Genomic DNA, 16936 nt, shown 5'->3' with positions numbered 1-16936 from the left:
CCGTCGAGGTACGGCGGCGGGCCACCCACCCACGAATGAGGTTCACATGGACATGCATCGGCACGCTCCGAAGGAGCGCCGGACCCCGCAGAACTCGTTCTGGACCTCGGGGTCGGGCGAGCAGGGTGGTGGCCCGGCGGCACCTCGGGTCCATCAGCGGTCTCTCAACTACCGACAAGAGGATGGTGCACCAGTGAGCCGAGGGAGGCAGATCGATGAGTGACGGTGGCGGCGACGAAGCCCTGCGGCTTCACCAGGTCCCCCCGCCGCGAGAGCAGCGGGAAGCGCGGTCAGGCCCGACGAGTCCCGATGACGCCCGCGTCTACGACTGCCCGCGCGATGACGAGGAGCACCGCGAGACCGGCCGGGTTCCCGTCGAGACCCTGATCACGGAGCGGCGGCTCGGCTCTGGCGAATCCTCCGTCGACCAGGCCAGGAGCGATGCCGCAGCGCCTGTCGGCGGTGACGCCTCACCTGCGCGTTCCCGGAGCGGCCTCGTGACCGGCCTGCCGGTGGTGCCCGCTCAGCGACTGAGCGAGCCAGGCTCTTCGAGCCGGTGGGAGAGCCGATGTGGTGAGGAGTACTGCCCGGCTCCGGTCTCGGCGCGGCCGTATCGGGTGGAGTGGCAGTTCGAGGGCAATATGTGGGTGCTTCGCTATGGCAGGCAGCCTCGGGTGATGCGGTTGAGTTGCCGCTGCCGGCCGGTGGAGTATGAGGAGCTCGCCATCGGCGGGCGACACTGGATTCGCCGCATTGAGCGCACCGGCGACGGCATCGTGCTCCAGGTCAGTCCCGAGACCGCCAACCGGTGGGTGGGCGAACTGTGGGACCTGATCATGTCCGGAGACGCGTGGTAAGCGACTGCCAGCCTGGGCTGTCAACGCTCTCTGAACTCGGGTTTCAGGAAGCGGCGACATGGGCGCTGTCTCACAGCCCGGGAACGGGCCGGGCCGTGTATCGGAAGTGGTTCAAGGAGTTCATGCCGCACCCGAGATCCACTCCCGATACACGGCCTAGACCCTTCCGGTCACTGCCATCCCGTCGGCACCGAGCCTTTGCCTTCCCGAATCCGTTAAGGCTCGGGGTGCAGGGGCCGGGAGGCCCTGCTCGGGGTTTGGTGCGAAAGCCCCGATGAGGGGAGCCCGAGCGCGTTAGCGCGTGGACCTTGCAGTTGTAGGTGGGGGTCAGGGGGGATCTTCCCCCCGGGTGGGCGCTGCCTGGAGCCCTTCGCGCGAAGCGCGCCCTTACGGAAGACCACGCTTTTGAAGCGGGGATCTTCCCTGAGGAACGCGGAGTGGTCCGCTTATGTCGTGACATGATGCAATCGCTGGGCAAGGTCTGATCCGTCGGCACGCCAGAGGAACCCCCCTTGATGCGTACGTTGGTTTGTGGCACCGCGTCGGCCGTGATCGCTGTCGCCGTACTGGCGACTCCTGCGGCGGCGGCCCAGAAGACCATCACCTACACCTGCCTGAACACCGGCGGGCCGTTCGACGACGTCTCCCTGTTCAATGTGACCGTCTCCGCGCCCGATACCGGGACGAAGGGCGGCAAGGTCGCCGTCACCTTCCGGCCGGACACCGGGTTCACCGTCAAGGAGGCGATCCCCGCCGGGACCAAGGTGACCGTGACCGCCCGGATGAAGGTTACCGGCGCGACCACGACGGAGGCGGCGGAGTCCGCGTCGCAGACGACCGCCCAGCAACTCGCGGTGGGGGCCAGCTTCATTCTGCCCACAGTGACCGCCGAGGTGACGGCGACGGCCTCGGCGACGCAACTGGAGCTGAAGGCCACGGTGCTGGAGGCGCTGTCGGTCGCGGTCGAGGGGGCGAACGGCAAGACGTTCAACTGCCTGCCCCAGGGGGAGACGGTGCTCACCGTACCGCTGACCTCGGGCGGGTCGCAGGACCAGGAGTCGGACGCGGTCGACAGCCCGACGCCCACCCAGGAGGAGGACCCGGTCACCGAGACGACGCCCGACGACGCGCCGGTGCGCAAGACCCCCGTCGGCTCGGCCGAGACGGGGGGCGGCGGTGACGCGGGGGCGGACGGCCGGCTGGTCATGCTCACCGGCGCCGGACTGCTGCTGGTTGCCGGGGTGGGCGGGCTCGTAATGCGCGGGCGGCGATCTTAGGGGGTGCTCTCGGGGAGCTCCAGGACGCGGGCGTGCAGGATCGAGCGCTGGTGCAGGGCCGCGCGGAGGGCGCGGTGGAGGCCGTCCTCCAGGTAGAGCTCGCCCTGCCACTGCACCACGTGGGGGAACAGATCGCCGTAGAAGGTCGAGTCGGCCGCCAGCAGTGAGTGGAGGTCGAGCATGGCCTTCGTGGTGATCAGCGAGTCGAGGCGGACCTGCCGCGGGGGTATCTGGGCCCACTCGCGGTTCGTCAGACCATGTTCGGGATAAGGACGTCCGTCGCCGACCAGCTTGAAGATCACCCATTGATTTTAGGAGAGAATCCGGTTCTTCGCGTGGTCCGGCACTGTTGTCGCAGGTCAACGGTGCCCTATTTGTCGGGCGCGTAGGGGTTAGATGCTTCCTGAGAACGTGTCGCAACGCTTGGGATCACCGTACTGATAGCCCACGGAGAACCATTTCTCCCGCTGCTGCGAGGTGCCGTGGGTGAAGGTGTCGGGCGTGACCCGGCCTCGGGCGCGGCGCTGGATCGTGTCGTCGCCCACTGCGGCGGCCGCGCTGAGGGCCTCGTCGATGTCGGCCTGGGTGAACGGCTGGGTGTAGAAGCCGGTTTTGACCGCGTTGTGTGCCCAGACTCCGGCGTAGCAGTCGGCCTGCAGCTCCAGCCGTACGGCGCCGCTGGTGGCGCCCTGCCTGCTGTTGCCGGCGCGGTTCATGGTGCCGAGGAGGTTCTGGACGTGGTGGCCGTACTCATGGGCGATCACGTACGCCTGGGCGAACGGCCCGCCTTCGGCGCCGAAGTCCCTTTGGAGAGTGTTGAAGAACGACAGGTCGAGGTAGACCTTCTGGTCGGCGGGGCAGTAGAAGGGGCCGACGGCGGAGTCCGCGGTGCCGCAGGCCGTCCTGACGAGGTGGGAGAACAGGACGGTCTTCGCGGGCGTGTACGCCTTGCCACCGCGTTCGCTGAAAGCCTGCCGCCAGTACGTCTGGATGCTGTTGACGATGCCGACGATGCGGCAGTCCTCGTTCTGGGCGGCGTCGGCGCCGGTCTTGCAGCGTTCGGCGAGGTTTCCGCTGGGGGTGATGACCGGGGCCGGGGGCGCCTGCCTGCGCTGGGGCGGCGGTTGCTCGTCGCCGCTGAAGGGGGTGGGGACGAGTTTGAAGACGAACAGCGCGGCTATCGCGACCAGGATCAGCAGGCAGCCGCTGCCCTTGCCCATGGGCAGGGCGCCGCAGCCGGGCATGCCGCCGCCGCCACCTTGCGGCTGCCGTCCGGATGCCCGTACGTCCTCGACCTGTGAGGGATCGAGCTTCGCGTCGTCGTCGAACTGCATGGTTGACGTCCCCCTCCGCCTGCCGACCTCCTTCCCGGGTGGCGGATCAAATACGCTCAGTAATCGGACATTTCCCGCTCTGGGGGCTCAGTCGAGTACGGCGGTGGCCTCGACCTCGACCAGCAGATCTGGTTCGCCCAGCGCCGCGACGCCCAGCAAGGTGATCGGCTTGACCGGGTCGACGCCGAGCTTGGTCGCCGCCCGGGTGACACCCTCGCCCAGCAGCGGCATCTTGTCGGGTGTCCAGTCGACGACGTAGACGGTCAGTTTGGCCACGTCGTCGAAGGACCCGCCGATCCCGGCCAGTGCGGTGCCGATGTTGAGGTACGCCTGCTCGACCTGGGCGGCCAGATCCCCCTCGCCGACCGGTCGGCCTGCGGCGTCGCGGGCCACCTGGCCCGCGAGGAAGACCAGCTTCGATCCGGTGGCGATCGACAACTGGCGGTAGACGTCGGGTTTCGGCAGTCCGTCGGGGTTGACCAGCGTCACGGTCATGTCCGCTCCTTGCGTATCGGTATTTCCCGATAACATAGCAAAGCTATGTATTGTGGGGGCCATGGCGAGGATGAAGGATCCGGCGGTACGCTCCCAGCTCATCGACCGCGCCGCCCAGCTGCTCGCCGCCCGGCAACCGGTCACGCTCCGCTCCCTCGTGGCCGGAACCGGCGTGTCGACCATGGCGGTCTACACCTACTTCGGCGGCATGGACGGCTTGTGGACGGCGATGCGCCAGGAAGGCTTCACCCGCCTGGCCGCCCGCCTCGCCGAGGTCGCGCCGTCGGCGGATCCGGTACGGGATCTGGCCGCGCTCGGCGCCGCCTACCTGTCCAACGCGCTGGCCGGTCCCGATCTCTATCGGGTCATGTTCGACGCCGGGTTCGACCTCGAGAACGCGGCGGCCGCGGACGACACTCTGCACAGCCTGGTCCGGGCCGTCGAGCGGGCCAAGGTCATCGGTCGCTTCCGCGATGACGTCGAGCCGCTGGGGCTGGCCACCCAGAGCTGGATCATCGGACACGGACTGGCGTCGCTGGTCGCCACCGGGCCGCTGCCCCGCCAGGCGCTGGCCCAGGGCGTACCGCTGCTGACCGCCCTGTTCACCGGCGCGGGCGACGACCCCGGAAACTGCCGCCGGTCGGTCGAACGCGGCTGGCGCATCCCCGACGTCTGATCGCCCGGCTCGTAACACGGACGCCAACTCGTAATACGGACGCCAAGGAGGTTGACGCCCTGCTCTTGAGAATCAGGCGACGGAGGTGAAGCGGCCGCCTGAGACAAGGGGGCGGAGACATGGGCGGCCGCCTGAGACTGGAACTGAGACTGGAAACGACGAAGGGGCCGACTTGGATAGGGTCGGCCCCTTCGTACTTCTGCCTCAACCAGGCGCGGAGGATGGGGGATTTGAACCCCCGAAAGGTTGCCCTTTACACGCTTTCCAAGCGTGCGCCCTCGGCCACTAGGCGAATCCTCCGCCGACGAGCTTACCGGACTCTTGGGCCACAGGAGACCATCATTTACTGCCGCGAGCACTGCCGCTTGCGGCTAGACTGTCGGAGGACCCCTCGCGCGGCGTCATCCTGTGAACCTCCCCAGGGCCGGAAGGCAGCAAGGATAAGCGGGCTCTGGCGGGTGTGCGGGGGGTCTCTTCGTTGAGTGCCCCCTCGCAGGCGGGATGGTGTCGCATGAGCCTTGCGCTTTACCGCAAGTACCGCCCCGGGACCTTCGCCGAGGTCATGGGCCAGGACCACGTCACCGACCCGCTGCGCCAGGCGCTGCGCACCGGTCGCATCAACCACGCCTACCTGTTCAGCGGGCCGCGCGGTTGCGGCAAGACGTCCAGCGCCCGGATTCTGGCCAGAAGCCTCAACTGCGAGAAAGGCCCCACTCCCGACCCCTGCGGCGACTGCGAATCCTGTGTGGCGCTGTCCGCGACCGGACCGGGGCACCTCGACGTCATCGAGATCGACGCGGCCTCCCACGGTGGTGTGGACGACGCCCGCGACCTGCGCGAGCGGGCGTTCTTCGCCCCTGTGTCCGCGCGATTCAAGATCTACATCATCGACGAGGCGCACATGGTGACCCGCGAGGGTTTCAACGCGCTGCTCAAACTCGTCGAAGAGCCGCCGCCGCACCTGAAGTTCATCTTCGCGACGACCGAGCCGGAAAAGGTCATCGGCACCATCAAGTCGCGCACCCACCACTATCCCTTCAGGCTCATGCCGCCCACGACACTTCGGGCGCTCATGGAGGAGATTCTCGGTTCGGAGCAGGTGCCGTACGAGCCCACTGCACTCCCACTGGTCGTACGCGCCGGGGCCGGGTCGGCGCGCGACTCGCTGTCCATCCTCGACCAGCTGCTGGCCGGAGCCGAGGACGACGGCATCACCTACGCCAAGGCCGTCTCCCTGCTCGGCTACACCGACGGCGACCTGCTCGACGAGGTGGTCGAGGCCTTCGCCGAGCGCGACGGTGCCAAGGTCTTCGGTGCGGTCAACCGGGTCGCCGAGGGCGGTCACGACCCCCGCCGATTCGCCGCCGACCTGCTCGAACGCTTCCGTGACCTGGTGATTCTGGCCAACGTCCCCGAGGCGGCCAACAGCGGGCTGCTCGACCGTCCCGCCGACGAACTGGAGCGGCTGGTCCGGCAGGCGTCCTCGATGGGCCCCGCCGAGCTCACCCGGGCGGCCGAGGTCTTCAACACCGGGCTCACCGAGATGCGGGGCTCGACCTCGCCCCGGCTGCTGCTGGAGCTGATGTGCGCGCGGGTGCTCCTGCCCGGCGCCGCACAGGGCGAGGAGGCGCTCCTCGCCCGTCTCGAACGTCTTGAACGCGGCAGCACGGTCGCCCGGATGGCCTCCCGTACGGGCACCGGAACGTCACCGGGCCACGGCTCGGGCCCCGTGGATGGTGCCGGTCTGGGAGCGGTCGGTACGCAGGGCACCGGCCCGAGCGCGGTTGGCGGCTCCGGCGCGGGCGGTTCTTTCGCGGCCGGCCCTGGGACGGCGGGCCCTGGGACGGTCGGCCCTGGCGTGGCCGGTTCCGGCACGAGTGGTCATGGGACGAGCGGTCCTGGAACCGGCGGTTCCGGTGGGACTGGGGGAGCAGCCTCTGGCGCTGTTGCGGGGGGCGCCGGTGGTGATGACTGGCCTGAGGCGGTGCGGCCCGGGTCGGGTGGAAACGTGTCGGGCAACGGCGGTGGCGCCGCAGCTCAGGCTGGCCCGGCTGGGGGTGCCCAAGGGGGCGGTTCCGCTGGGACGGCGCCGTCTGGTTCTGCCGGTGGTGTGGGCGGGATTCAGCAGCAGTGGGCGTCCGTGCTGATGGCCTTGAAGCAGCGCAGCATCGTCGTCTGGGCCAATGTCAGCACCAATGCTCAGGTCGTCGGGGTCGAGGGCAACCTGGTGACGCTCGGGTTCGCCCAGGTCGGCGCCATGAAGAACTTCACCGGTGGCGGCAAGGACGCCATCGTGGCCCAGGCGTTGGGCGATGTGCTCGGCGGTGTCTGGCGGGTTGAGGCGGTTGTCGGCGGTTCGCCGGGCGGGCAGCGGGCCTCTCGGTCCGGTGGTTCGGGCGGGCCGTCGGGGTACGGGCAGAATCCCGGGCAGACCGGTGCGCCGGGATCCCAGGGCGGGTTCGACAGTCGGCAGGGTGCTTCTGGGCAGCCGGCCGGAGGTGCCGAGTCGGGTGCGGGCTTCGGGCACGCGCAGGGCTCAGTCGGCCAGCAGGGTGTAGCAGGCGGTCCGGCTCAGGGTCCGGGTTCCGACGCGGCCCATGGTTCGGGCTCTGAGGTAGTTCAGGGCTCAGGCTCGGCCCAGGGTCCGGGTTCTGGCTCGGTTCAGGGCGTGGGTCCCGGTCACGCTCAGGGGGGCGGGTCCGGTTCCACTCATTCTGGGGACGGCACGGGCCAGGGCGGGCAGCATGGGGGCTCGAACGGCTGGCCAGGCGGCCCTGACGGCCAGCACAGCGACCTGAGTAACCAGTTCGATGGTTCGGGTACTCAGCCGGGTGGCTCGAACGGTCAGCATGGAGGGTTGGGTCACCCGGGCGGGGTCGCGGGGTCCGTGAACGGCGCTTCCGCGGGGCCCGGCGCCAACGGCGGCCCGGGAGTGGCCGCCCCCGGCGACGGTGGCTCCGGGGCGACCAGTTCCGGCGATGGTGGTTCGGGGGTGGTCGGCCTCAGCAACGGCAGCCCCGGGGCGGCAGGCCCCAACGGGGCGCGCTTCGGCGACACTGGACAGCCGGGTGCGGGTGCACAGCATGGTTCGGGCGGAATGTCCGCAGTGAACGGACAGGGGAGTGCGTCCGCTGCCGCCGGAGGTGCTGGGGCCCAAGGCGGTGTCGGACAGCCCGGAGCAGAGGGCTCCGCGAACGGTCACCAGACAACCGACGAGTCGTGGCCCGCTGCGCCGGACGACCCAGGGCCTGGGGCGCCGCCGATGCCGGATCCGGGGCAGTCGAGCGCGCGTCCGGCGGCCAGGGGCTCGGGCATCGAGGCCGCTCGGTCGGCTGCCAGGGCCGCCGCCCAGTCGGGGCCGCGCGGCTCGAACCGCAAGGGCGGCTCGGCGGCCTGGCCGGACGCCATTCCGGGACGTGGTCAGGGCTCCGCCTCCGACGACGTCGACCCGCTGAACGACGCCGACGTGGATGCGCTGAGCGGCATGGCGCTGCTCACCCGCGAACTCGGCGCCCAGGTGATCAGCGAAATCGACCACATTTGAGCAGTCGCTTCGGCGTCGGACAGACAGTCCGAGCCGGATCGCGCCTGCCGGTGCACGGCGGTGCCTGGGGTAGGGCCAGGCGTGTCGGCGCGAAGCCGTGATCTGAGCTTGGGCGACTTTGCCCAGAGCGGCAAGAGCTTGAGCGGGTGACCCAGGGAAGAGCGGTGGCGACGCGGCCTCGGGTGGATGGCGCGGGGAAGAACGGCGGCGGTCTGGGGCTGAGTGGTGACGCGGGAGCGGCGGTGGTCTGGGCTTGGCTGTGGATGTGGGGCAAGGTGGCTGCGGTCTGCGCTTGGGGATGGACGTGGGGCAGAGCGGCGGTGGTCTGGGTTTGGGGGTGAACGCGGGGCAAAGCGGTGGCGGTCTGGGGTTGAGTGATCGGGTGTCGGTGTGTTTCGGGGCGTTTGTCGGGCCCTCATGCCGTTTCAGGAGTTGTCCGAGTAGGCGTAAACCTGGGCGGGCCAAGGCTTCCCGGTAGGTGTGGGCCGTCGAGGGGGCCGACGGGGCGGCGTTGCGGAGGTTGCCTGCGCGCTCGGGTGGCGCTCGTCCGTGGACGGTGGGTGGCGGCGGCGGGAGGTGGTGGGGCGGGCTTGCCGTAACAGGGCATGGTGGTGACGGCGCGTGGATACAACGGAGCGCGGCCGTAACAGGGCATGGCGGTGACGGCGCGTGGACGCAACGGAGCGCAGCCGTGACGCGGCTTGGTTGTGACAGAGCGGCCTTCGGCCGTGATGAGGTGCGGCCGTGGCGGAGTGCGCGGCCGGGCAGTGGCGCGGGTCAGGGGGAGTGGAGGCGGATGCGGGCGGTGATGGCGCGGGGGTCGGTCGTCGGGAGCGTGGTGCTCAGGCGTTCCAGGATCTGCAGGTCGTCGCGGCCGTTCGGGGTCTGTGCGTAGATCCACAGGTCCTCCGGGCCGCCGTTGCGGAGCAGCCGGGCGCGGACCTGGACCTCGAGCTCGTCCCGCGCCCGCCGGATCTCCGGCGACTCCGAGCGCGGCAGCAGCGGCCCGGGGTACGCGCGCGCCACCGCCGCCGCGTCACCGCCCGCGAGGAGGCTGCGGAGCTCGACGAAGTCGGCCTCGACGGGCGAGGACAGCCGGTACGGCTTGGCCCCCACCGTGCCGCCGAGCTGGGCGCGCAGCCGGTGGATCTCGGCGCGGATGGTGACGGGGTTGCCGGCGTCGCCGTACAGGTAGTAGCAGAGCTGCTCGGCCGTGAGGCCGTGCGGGTGCAGGGCGAGGATGGCGAGGATCTCGGCGTGCCGCAGCGACAACGTGAGCTCCCGCCCCCCTGTGTACGCCGTGGGCGCCCCGTCACCGAGGAAGGCGAGCCGGAGGGCGGGCGGCCCGCACTCGGCGGCCGGACGCAGCACGTAGCCCCCGTGGAAGGGTTCGAGGAGCACCGCCCGCCCGTCGGGCAGGGTGAGCTGTTCACCCGGCTGGGGCAGATTGAGGCGGTCGCCCAGGTCGCCCGAGGGGTCGCCGGCGATCACCCGGCCGGTGGCGGTGACGAGGACGTTGTCGTGGTCGCGCAGGAGTTCGAAGCGGCGGCGCAGGAGGTCGTCGCTTTCGAGCATGCGGATGGTGAGCTGGCTCTCGGCGAGCTTGGCGGTGGCGCCGACGAGGGCGACGGTGGCCGGGTGGAGGCTGGGCGTGGTGCCGCTGATGTCGATGGCGCCGAGCACGTCGCCGGTGTCGGGGTCGATGATCGGGGCGGCGCTGCACGACCAGATGTGGAGGGCGCGCATGAGGTGTTCTTCGGAGTAGACGTGCACGGGGCGGCGGTCGGCGAGTGCGGTGCCGATGCCGTTGGTGCCGACGGCGCCCTCTGCCCACAGGTGGCCGTCGGCGAGGCCGACGCTGTCGGCGCGGCGCATGATGGCGCGGTTGCCGTCGCGCCAGAGGATGTTGCCGTGGACGTCAGTGATGATCGCGATGTTGGCGCTGGACTCCGCCATGGTGGTGAGGGTGCCCGCGAGCAGCGGCAGGAGGGGCCGGAGCGGGTGTGCGCCCCGGACGTCGTCGATGTGGGAGGTGTCGTAGACGAGCGGGGCGGAGCGGGTTTCCGGGTCGATGCCGGCTTCGAGGGACCGGCGCCATGATGCGGAGATCAGCCGTCGGGGCGTGTCTTCGGGTGATTCGTCGGCCGTCCACATGGCTTCGTAAGCGTGTCTGAGTTTGCGAGAATAAGCATCGAGATGGGCGTAACTCATCGGCCACTCCAAGTAGTCAACCCCTAATCAATCACCCTCTCGGTCAAGGGTTCCGCGCGCAACCCGTTCGGGGGATTGCACAGGGTGATTGAATGACCGCAACCTGTGTGCAACGTTGGTCTCACTAGCGTGCACCACTGAAACGTCGGCGTGGTGCGGCCGCTCCGGCCGGCGTGCTGGCCGGGTCCCGGACGCTTTGGAGGGGGGCCGGGACCCGGCCATACACGGAAACACCTGCTCTTCGCAGTGCGGGACCGCACCGGACCCCGTAGGCTCGTCCCAGTCAAGACATGGAGCCATGAGGAGCGCACAAACGTGAATCCAGGTGACGTCAACCTGCAGCAGCTGCTGGAGCAGGCCCAGCTCATGCAGCAGCAGCTCGCGAGCGCCCAGCAAGAGCTCAACGACGCTCAGGTTGAGGGGTCGGCGGGCGGCGGCATGGTGACCGCCGTGGTCAACGGGGCCCGCGAGCTGCTGGAGTTGAAGATCGACCCCAGCGCGATCGACGCCGACGACCCGCAGGAGACGGCGGAGACGATCGCCGACATGGTGATCGCGGCCATCCGCGACGCCTACCGCGCGGCGGACGAGCTCCAGCAGGAGAAGCTCGGCCCGCTGGCGCAGGGGCTCGGCGGCGGCTTCGGTCAGTTGCCGGGGTTCTAGCCGTGTACGAGGGGGTCGTCCAGAATCTGATCGACGAACTCGGGCTGCTGCCCGGCGTCGGTCCCAAGAGCGCGCAGCGGATCGCCTTCCACCTGCTCGCGGCCGATCCCGTCGACGTCAAACGGCTGGCGCACGCCCTCCTTGAGGTGAAGGACAAGGTGCGCTTCTGCCGGGTCTGCGGGAACGTGGCCGCCGAGGAGGAATGCCGCATCTGCCGCGATCCGCGCCGCGACACCCACGTGATCTGCGTGGTCGAGGAGTCCAAGGACGTCGTCGCGATCGAGCGGACCCGCGAGTTCCGCGGCACCTACCACGTGCTGGGCGGCGCGATCAGCCCGATCGACGGCGTCGGCCCGGACGATCTGCGCATCCGCGAGCTGATGGCACGCCTGGCCGACGGCCGGGTGACCGAGCTCATCCTCGCCACCGACCCCAACCTGGAGGGGGAGGCGACGGCGACCTACCTCGCCCGTCTGGTCAAGCCGATGGGCATCAAGGTGACACGACTGGCCAGCGGTCTGCCTGTGGGCGGTGATCTCGAGTACGCGGACGAGGTCACCCTGGGCCGCGCGTTTGAAGGACGGAGGCTGCTGGATGTCTGACCAGTGGAGCGCTCTCGCTGACGAGATCGCCGGACACGCTCAGAACTACGTCGACGGCCTGACCAGGGTCGCGGGCGGCGAGGGCGGTGACGCCATCTGGTCACTGCTGCTGGTCGAGGTGGCGCAGGTGAGCCTGGCGGGGGCGAAACTGGGCGCCAGCCAGGACGTGATCCTGTCGGGCAACTGGGAGCCGCCGCTGAGCGAGGATCCCGACATCGACGGCGTGCGTACGGCACTGGCCGAGCGGCTCGGTGCCGTGGACGACTACGCCGAGGTTTTCGACCCGTACAAGGACACCACGGTCACGCCGTACCGGCTCTCCGACGACCTCACCGCGGTGGCGGCCGACCTGATCCACGGGCTGCGCCACTTCGAGGCGGGGCGCCCGCTGGAGGCGCTGTGGTGGTGGCAGTACTCCTATTTCAACACCTGGGGCAACCACGCGGGCGCGGCGATGCGCGCACTTCAGGCGCTGGCCGCCCACACCCGCCTGGACGTCGCTGAGGAGGCGTTGTCCACATAGTGGTCCGGCCCATCGGGTTCACGAGACGTCCTCGGTAGACTGGCAGCTCACTGTCCAAACCGGGAGACTCTCGTGGCGCTCGTTGTGCAAAAGTACGGTGGTTCGTCCGTCGCCGACGCGTCCTGCATCAAGCGGGTCGCGCAGCGGATCGTCGCGACGAAAAAAGCCGGCAACGACGTGGTCGTGATCGTCTCCGCCATGGGCGACACGACAGATGAACTTCTCGACCTCGCAGAGCAGGTCTCGCCGCTGCCTCCGGGCCGCGAACTCGACATGCTGCTGACCTCGGGCGAGCGCATCTCGATGGCTCTGCTGGCGATGGCGATCGCCAACCTGGGCCACGAGGCGCGCTCGTTCACCGGCTCGCAGGCGGGTGTGATCACCGACTCCACCCACGGCAAGGCCCGCATCATCGATGTGACCCCGGGCCGTCTGCGCGGGGCGCTCGACCAGGGCCACATCGCGATCGTGGCGGGTTTCCAGGGCGTCTCGCAGGACACCAAGGACATCACCACGCTGGGCCGGGGCGGCTCCGACACCACCGCCGTCGCGCTGGCGGCGGCGCTGGAGGCCGACGTCTGCGAGATCTACACCGACGTGGACGGCATCTTCACCGCCGATCCGCGCATCGTGCCCGCCGCCCGCAAGATCCCCAAGATCTCCTACGAGGAGATGATGGAGATGGCGGCCTGCGGCGCGAAGATCCTGCACCTGCGCTGCGTCGAGTATGCTCGCCGCTTCGACCTGCCGATTCACGTCCGCAGCTCGTTCAGCACCAAGGAAGGCACGTGGGTCGTTTCCGGCCCCTACTCCGAAGGAACCGAGATGGAGCAGCCGATCATCTCCGGCGTCGCGCACGACCGGAGCGAGGCCAAAATCACCGTTGTCGGCGTTCCCGACAAGGTTGGCGAGGCTGCGACGATCTTCAAGACGCTGGCCGACGCCGAGATCAACATCGACATGATCGTGCAGAACGTCTCGGCCGCGGCGACGGGCCGTACCGACATCTCCTTCACGCTGCCGACGACCGACGCCTCCACGGCGCTGACGTCGCTGAAGAAGATCCAGGAGAGGGTCGGCTTCGAGTCGCTTCTGTTCGATGACCAGATCGGCAAGGTGTCGCTGGTGGGCGCGGGCATGCGCTCGCACCCCGGCGTCACCGCGACGTTCTTCGCGGCTCTCGCGGACGCGGGGGTCAACATCGAGATGATCTCCACGTCCGAGATCCGCATCTCGGTGATCGTCGAGCAGGACGGCGTGGACGCGGCCGTGGCCGCCGCCCACCGCGCGTTCGATCTCGACGCGGACCAGGTCGAAGCAGTGGTTTACGGAGGAACCGGCAGATGAGCAGGCCCAATCTCGCACTCGTGGGCGCGACGGGTGCGGTCGGCACCGTCATGCGCGACATCGTCTCCACCCGTGAGGACATCTGGGGCGAGATCCGCCTCGTGGCCTCGCCGCGCAGCGCGGGCAAGACGCTGAAGGTCCGAGGCGAGGACGTCGTGGTCCGGGCGCTGGCCCCCGAGGTCTTCGACGGCATCGACATCGCCATCTTCGACGTGCCCGACGAGGTCTCGGCCGAGTGGGTGCCGATCGCGGCGGCGCGCGGCGCGGTGGCGATCGACAAGTCCGGCACCTTCCGCATGCAGCCGGACGTGCCGCTGGTGGTGCCGGAGGTCAACCCGCACGCGGCCGCCGACCGGCCGCGCAACATCATCTCGACGCCCAACTGCACCACGCTGTCGATGATGGCCGCGATGGGCGCGCTGCACGCCGAGTACAACCTGCAAGAACTCGTCGTCGCCTCCTACCAGGCGGTGTCGGGCGCGGGAGTGGCGGGCACGGCCCGGCTGTACGACGAGGTCGAGGCGCTGGCGGGCGACCGCGGCATCGGCCAGGTCGCCGGTGACGTGCGCAAGGCGCTCGACAACAAGCTGGCGGAGGAGTCGCCGTTCCCGGCGCCGATCGCGTTCAACGTGGTGCCGTGGGCGGGCTCGTTCAAGGAGGGCGGCTGGGCCTCCGAGGAGATCAAGCTGCGCGACGAGTCCCGCAAGATCCTCGGCATCCCCGGCCTGAAGGTGTCGGCGACCTGCGTGCGGGTTCCGGTGGTGACGACCCACTCGCTGGCCGTGCACGCGCGGTTCGAGCGGGAGATCACCGTCGCCGACGCGCACCGGGTCCTTGCGGCGGCGCCGACGGTGGTGCTGATGGACGACCCGGAGAAGGGCGTGTGGCCGACGCCGGCGGCGGTGGTCGGCACCGACCCGACGTACGTCGGGCGGGTGCGGCAGGCGATCGACTTCCCCAACACGCTGGACCTGTTCGTCTGCGGCGACAACCTGCGCAAGGGGGCGGCGCTGAACGCCGCCGAGATCGCCGAACTGGTGGCGCGCGAGTCCCTGTCCGCATAACAACGATCCTTTACGGCAAAGCCACCGAAGACCGCCACCCGCCGACTTGGGTGGCGGTCTTCAGCGTCCACGCCCCTCGGGCGCGGGTCCGATGGCCGCGACGCCGCCCGGTAACCCTCGTGCCCGGACAAGCCTGACCCAAGGACCGCATGGCCTCATGGGACCGCGCAGTGCGGCCGGTGGCCCGCCGGGTGGTGTTCCGGCTTACCGTGCGATGTCGCGGCGAGACCCGGGTGCGGGTGCGTGCCGTGGACGGAGGGCCCTTGAGTGGCGTCGGCGGGTGGTGTCAGGTTGGCTGGGCCGTTGCTCGTGGTGCTTTTCAGGGTTGTGAAGAGCACCCTCGGGTCACCGGAAGAGGATGTCCCAGTGGTCGGGCTCCTTGGCGTAGATGTCGCCCTCCGGGGAGCGGTAGAGCGGGGAGCCGTCACTACGGATGCCAGCGTATGCGTAGCTCGTGGTGATGTGCCGGTCGATGCAGGGCGTCAGTGAGATGTCCAGCTTGTAGCCCTGCTCGTGGCTGTAGCGCCCCGGCATGTGCCCCGTCTCCGTGCCGCCCGTCACCATGACGGGACAGCCGCTGTCCCGCTTCAGGTCGATGACCTTGGCGATGGTCGCCGTCCGCACCGACTCCAGCGAGGTGCAGTGCCGGATACGGCGGTTCGCGCAGTGGCCGGACGATTTCCATCGCAGGCCCGCGCTCCGCAGGCGGCCGGTGGCCGTCCGGTGGGAGATGCGGATGGGTGCTTGCCGGGACCTGACCCGGCTGAGGTCTACCTTGGGGGGCTCTACGGATGTCGTCCAGGTTGTGGGATGTATGCCGCCTCCAAAGGCGTATGTCCGCGTTATCGGCGGTCGAGATGACTCCCTTGCCTCCGAGGAAGCGGACGCGGCGGTCGCCGCCGTTGCCAATGCGATTATCGAGATCTCAACGCCCAGGAGTACGACTACGAACAGTCGCACCTTGCCACGTATCCACATGTCGATGCTCTTTCGCGGAATAGCCCTCCCGCCAGAACCATCAATCCCACGCTTCACACCGGATGATCCCTGTCGCACAACGATCTTTGCCTTGTGGCGGCGATCACGGTACGGCTTCATGACCAACCAGGGCTCTTGCCCGTAAAGTGGCGAAGGTGTCCGAACCCCGAAACCGAGGATCGGAGAGCACCCGAGAGGTCATCGTCGCGACGGCATTGCGACTGTTTCGGGAACGCGGCTTCGATGCGACGACGATGCGGGCGATAGCCGCCGAGGCCGGCGTATCGGTAGGAACCGCCTACTACTATTTTTCCGGCAAAGAAGCGCTGATCCAGGCGTACTACGATCGCGCCCAGACCGCCCACGAGCTCGCCTGCCGCGAGTTGCTGGCGTGCGAGACCTCCTTCGCCGCCCGGCTGAGCGGCGTCCTCAGCGAGTGGGTACGGGTGTCGGAGCCGTACCACGAGTTCGCGGTGAAGTTCTTCAAGCACGCGGCCGAGCCGACGAACCCGCTCAGCCCGTTCAGCTCCCAGTCCTCCCCGGCCCGCGAGGCGTCGATCGGCATCTACCGGCAGGTGGTCGAAGGCTCACGCGACCGGATGGACCCGGAACTGCGGGAGGAACTGCCGGAGCTGCTGTGGCTGCTGTCCATGGGCATGGTGCTGTTCTGGGTGCACGACACCTCGCCCGGCTGCGTGCGCACGTTCCGGCTGATCGAGGTCACGGTGCCGCTGGTGGACAGGCTGGTCGGCCTGTCGCATCTGCCGGGACTGCGGGGGATCACCAAGGACTTCATCGGGGCGGTGCACGAACTGCGACCCTGAGAGGGCCACGTTGACTTTCCACGATCATTCGATCGCGGAGCCGAAGAAGTCGCCCACGCCGGGCTGCAGAGGAGCGGTGGACATGGACGAGATACTCGATCTGGACGCCGTCGGCCAGGCGCGGGCCGTCAGGGACGGGCTGGTCTCGCCACGGGAGCTGGTCGGGGCCGCCATCGCCCGTATCGAGGCCCGCGACGGGGAGCTCAACTGCGTCGTCCACAGGCGCTTCGACAGGGCGCTGGAGGAGGCCGCGAAGGCGCCGGAGGGCACGCCGTTCCGAGGGGTGCCCGCGCTGGTGAAGGACCTGGGCTGGACGATGGCGGGCGAGCCGTACACGGGCGGCTCGCGGACGCTCGCGGGCATCGAGGCCGGCGTCGACGCCAATGTCGTGACCAGGCTGCGGGCGGCCGGGTTCGTGGTGCTCGGCCGGACGAACACCCCGGAGTTCGGCATCCTGCCGACCACCGAGCCGGAGCACAACGGCCCCACCCGCAACCCGTACGACCCGGTCTACTCGGCGGGCGGCTCCAGCGGCGGCTCG

The 16936-nt window shown here is 69.4% G+C and carries 16 protein-coding genes, 1 tRNA gene and 1 other RNA gene; 12 read left to right on the top strand and 6 right to left on the bottom strand.

All coding sequences use genetic code 11. From position 1 onward, the window contains the following. The first annotated feature begins 215 nt into the window (after positions 1-215). Complete coding sequence (locus tag ABD120_RS05720; RefSeq protein WP_343948631.1) at positions 216-857, top strand: hypothetical protein; 642 nt, start codon at positions 216-218, stop codon at positions 855-857. Between the two features lie 515 nt (positions 858-1372). Then, positions 1373-2134 (top strand): hypothetical protein, encoded by a 762-nt coding sequence (locus ABD120_RS05715; RefSeq protein WP_343948630.1) that lies wholly within the window; start codon positions 1373-1375, stop codon positions 2132-2134. Here ABD120_RS05715 and ABD120_RS05710 read toward each other — a convergent pair. From ABD120_RS05710 to ABD120_RS05700, 3 genes are all read right to left on the bottom strand, one after another. Continuing rightward, positions 2131-2436, bottom strand: coding sequence for a type II toxin-antitoxin system VapB family antitoxin (locus tag ABD120_RS05710; RefSeq protein ID WP_343948629.1), 306 nt, complete (start codon positions 2434-2436; stop codon positions 2131-2133). The two genes, ABD120_RS05715 and ABD120_RS05710, sit on opposite strands and share 4 nt — an antisense overlap. Positions 2437-2526: 90 nt before the next feature. After that, positions 2527-3468 (bottom strand): KPN_02809 family neutral zinc metallopeptidase, encoded by a 942-nt coding sequence (gene ypfJ, locus ABD120_RS05705; RefSeq protein ID WP_343948628.1) that lies wholly within the window; start codon positions 3466-3468, stop codon positions 2527-2529. Between the two features lie 87 nt (positions 3469-3555). Then, positions 3556-3963 (bottom strand): RidA family protein, encoded by a 408-nt coding sequence (locus ABD120_RS05700; protein ID WP_343948627.1) that lies wholly within the window; start codon positions 3961-3963, stop codon positions 3556-3558. Positions 3964-4024: 61 nt separating this feature from the next. Between ABD120_RS05700 and ABD120_RS05695 the strand changes: the two genes are divergently transcribed. Next, complete coding sequence (locus tag ABD120_RS05695) at positions 4025-4639, top strand: TetR/AcrR family transcriptional regulator (protein ID WP_343948626.1); 615 nt, start codon at positions 4025-4027, stop codon at positions 4637-4639. 215 nt (positions 4640-4854) lie between these two features. On the opposite strand, the gene ABD120_RS05690 is transcribed toward ABD120_RS05695, so the two are convergent. After that, positions 4855-4939: transfer RNA gene (locus ABD120_RS05690), tRNA-Ser, on the bottom strand. 82 nt (positions 4940-5021) lie between these two features. Here ABD120_RS05690 and ffs point away from each other — a divergent pair. Next, positions 5022-5117, top strand: an RNA gene (gene ffs / locus ABD120_RS05685) — signal recognition particle sRNA small type. Positions 5118-5150: 33 nt separating this feature from the next. Next, complete coding sequence (locus ABD120_RS39695; protein WP_425563927.1) at positions 5151-8183, top strand: DNA polymerase III subunit gamma and tau; 3033 nt, start codon at positions 5151-5153, stop codon at positions 8181-8183. Positions 8184-8960: 777 nt separating this feature from the next. On the opposite strand, the gene ABD120_RS05675 is transcribed toward ABD120_RS39695, so the two are convergent. Then, the gene (locus ABD120_RS05675; protein WP_343948625.1) at positions 8961-10337 is read right to left on the bottom strand and encodes a helix-turn-helix domain-containing protein; all 1377 of its coding nucleotides are present in this window, start codon (positions 10335-10337) and stop codon (positions 8961-8963) included. A 372-nt stretch (positions 10338-10709) separates the two neighbouring features. Here ABD120_RS05675 and ABD120_RS05670 point away from each other — a divergent pair, with 372 nt between their 5' ends. The 5 genes from ABD120_RS05670 to ABD120_RS05650 all read left to right on the top strand — a co-directional run bounded on the left by ABD120_RS05670 (position 10710) and on the right by ABD120_RS05650 (position 14593). Next, positions 10710-11057: a YbaB/EbfC family nucleoid-associated protein gene (locus ABD120_RS05670; protein WP_343948624.1), complete on the top strand. Its 348-nt coding sequence runs from the start codon at positions 10710-10712 to the stop codon at positions 11055-11057. A gap of 2 nt (positions 11058-11059) precedes the next feature. After that, entirely contained in the window at positions 11060-11659 is a 600-nt protein-coding gene (gene recR / locus ABD120_RS05665) for a recombination mediator RecR (protein WP_343948623.1), read from the top strand. Then, positions 11652-12182 carry a DUF5063 domain-containing protein gene (locus ABD120_RS05660; protein WP_343948622.1) on the top strand — a complete coding sequence of 177 codons (531 nt, stop codon included), beginning with the start codon at positions 11652-11654 and terminating at the stop codon, positions 12180-12182. Before recR ends, ABD120_RS05660 begins: the two co-directional genes overlap by 8 nt. A gap of 72 nt (positions 12183-12254) precedes the next feature. Then, complete coding sequence (locus tag ABD120_RS05655) at positions 12255-13529, top strand: aspartate kinase (RefSeq protein ID WP_343948621.1); 1275 nt, start codon at positions 12255-12257, stop codon at positions 13527-13529. Then, positions 13526-14593, top strand: coding sequence for an aspartate-semialdehyde dehydrogenase (locus tag ABD120_RS05650; protein WP_343948620.1), 1068 nt, complete (start codon positions 13526-13528; stop codon positions 14591-14593). The genes ABD120_RS05655 and ABD120_RS05650 overlap by 4 nt, the downstream gene beginning before the upstream one ends. A gap of 345 nt (positions 14594-14938) precedes the next feature. Here ABD120_RS05650 and ABD120_RS05645 read toward each other — a convergent pair whose 3' ends face one another. After that, positions 14939-15691, bottom strand: coding sequence for a hypothetical protein (locus ABD120_RS05645; protein WP_343948619.1), 753 nt, complete (start codon positions 15689-15691; stop codon positions 14939-14941). Between the two features lie 35 nt (positions 15692-15726). Between ABD120_RS05645 and ABD120_RS05640 the strand changes: the two genes are divergently transcribed. Then, on the top strand, positions 15727-16395 hold the full coding sequence (locus ABD120_RS05640) for a TetR/AcrR family transcriptional regulator (RefSeq protein ID WP_343948618.1): 669 nt from the start codon (positions 15727-15729) through the stop codon (positions 16393-16395). 82 nt (positions 16396-16477) lie between these two features. After that, positions 16478-16936 (top strand): amidase family protein (locus ABD120_RS05635; RefSeq protein WP_343948617.1); only part of this gene is annotated, 459 nt, incomplete at its 3' end.

Origin of the sequence: Nonomuraea longicatena (genome assembly GCF_039525605.1) — a bacterium.
Classification (GTDB): Bacteria; Actinomycetota; Actinomycetes; order Streptosporangiales; family Streptosporangiaceae; genus Nonomuraea; species Nonomuraea longicatena.
The sequence above is the reverse complement of the archived record's forward strand: the minus strand, read 5'-3'. Positions and strand labels throughout refer to the sequence as shown.

Excerpts from the sequence above, each read along its gene's own strand:
- ABD120_RS05715 (WP_343948630.1), top strand. The coding sequence starts at position 1,373 with ATGCGTACGTTGGTTTGTGGCACCGCGTCGGCCGTGATCGCTGTCGCC.
- ABD120_RS05695 (WP_343948626.1), top strand. The coding sequence starts at position 4,025 with ATGGCGAGGATGAAGGATCCGGCGGTACGCTCCCAGCTCATCGACCGC.
- ypfJ (WP_343948628.1), bottom strand. The coding sequence starts at position 3,468 with ATGCAGTTCGACGACGACGCGAAGCTCGATCCCTCACAGGTCGAGGAC.
- ABD120_RS05650 (WP_343948620.1), top strand. The coding sequence starts at position 13,526 with ATGAGCAGGCCCAATCTCGCACTCGTGGGCGCGACGGGTGCGGTCGGC.
- ABD120_RS05675 (WP_343948625.1), bottom strand. The coding sequence starts at position 10,337 with ATGTGGACGGCCGACGAATCACCCGAAGACACGCCCCGACGGCTGATC.
- ABD120_RS05720 (WP_343948631.1), top strand. The coding sequence starts at position 216 with ATGAGTGACGGTGGCGGCGACGAAGCCCTGCGGCTTCACCAGGTCCCC.
- ABD120_RS05645 (WP_343948619.1), bottom strand. The coding sequence starts at position 15,691 with ATGAAGCCGTACCGTGATCGCCGCCACAAGGCAAAGATCGTTGTGCGA.
- ABD120_RS05700 (WP_343948627.1), bottom strand. The coding sequence starts at position 3,963 with ATGACCGTGACGCTGGTCAACCCCGACGGACTGCCGAAACCCGACGTC.
- ABD120_RS39695 (WP_425563927.1), top strand. The coding sequence starts at position 5,151 with ATGAGCCTTGCGCTTTACCGCAAGTACCGCCCCGGGACCTTCGCCGAG.
- ABD120_RS05660 (WP_343948622.1), top strand. The coding sequence starts at position 11,652 with ATGTCTGACCAGTGGAGCGCTCTCGCTGACGAGATCGCCGGACACGCT.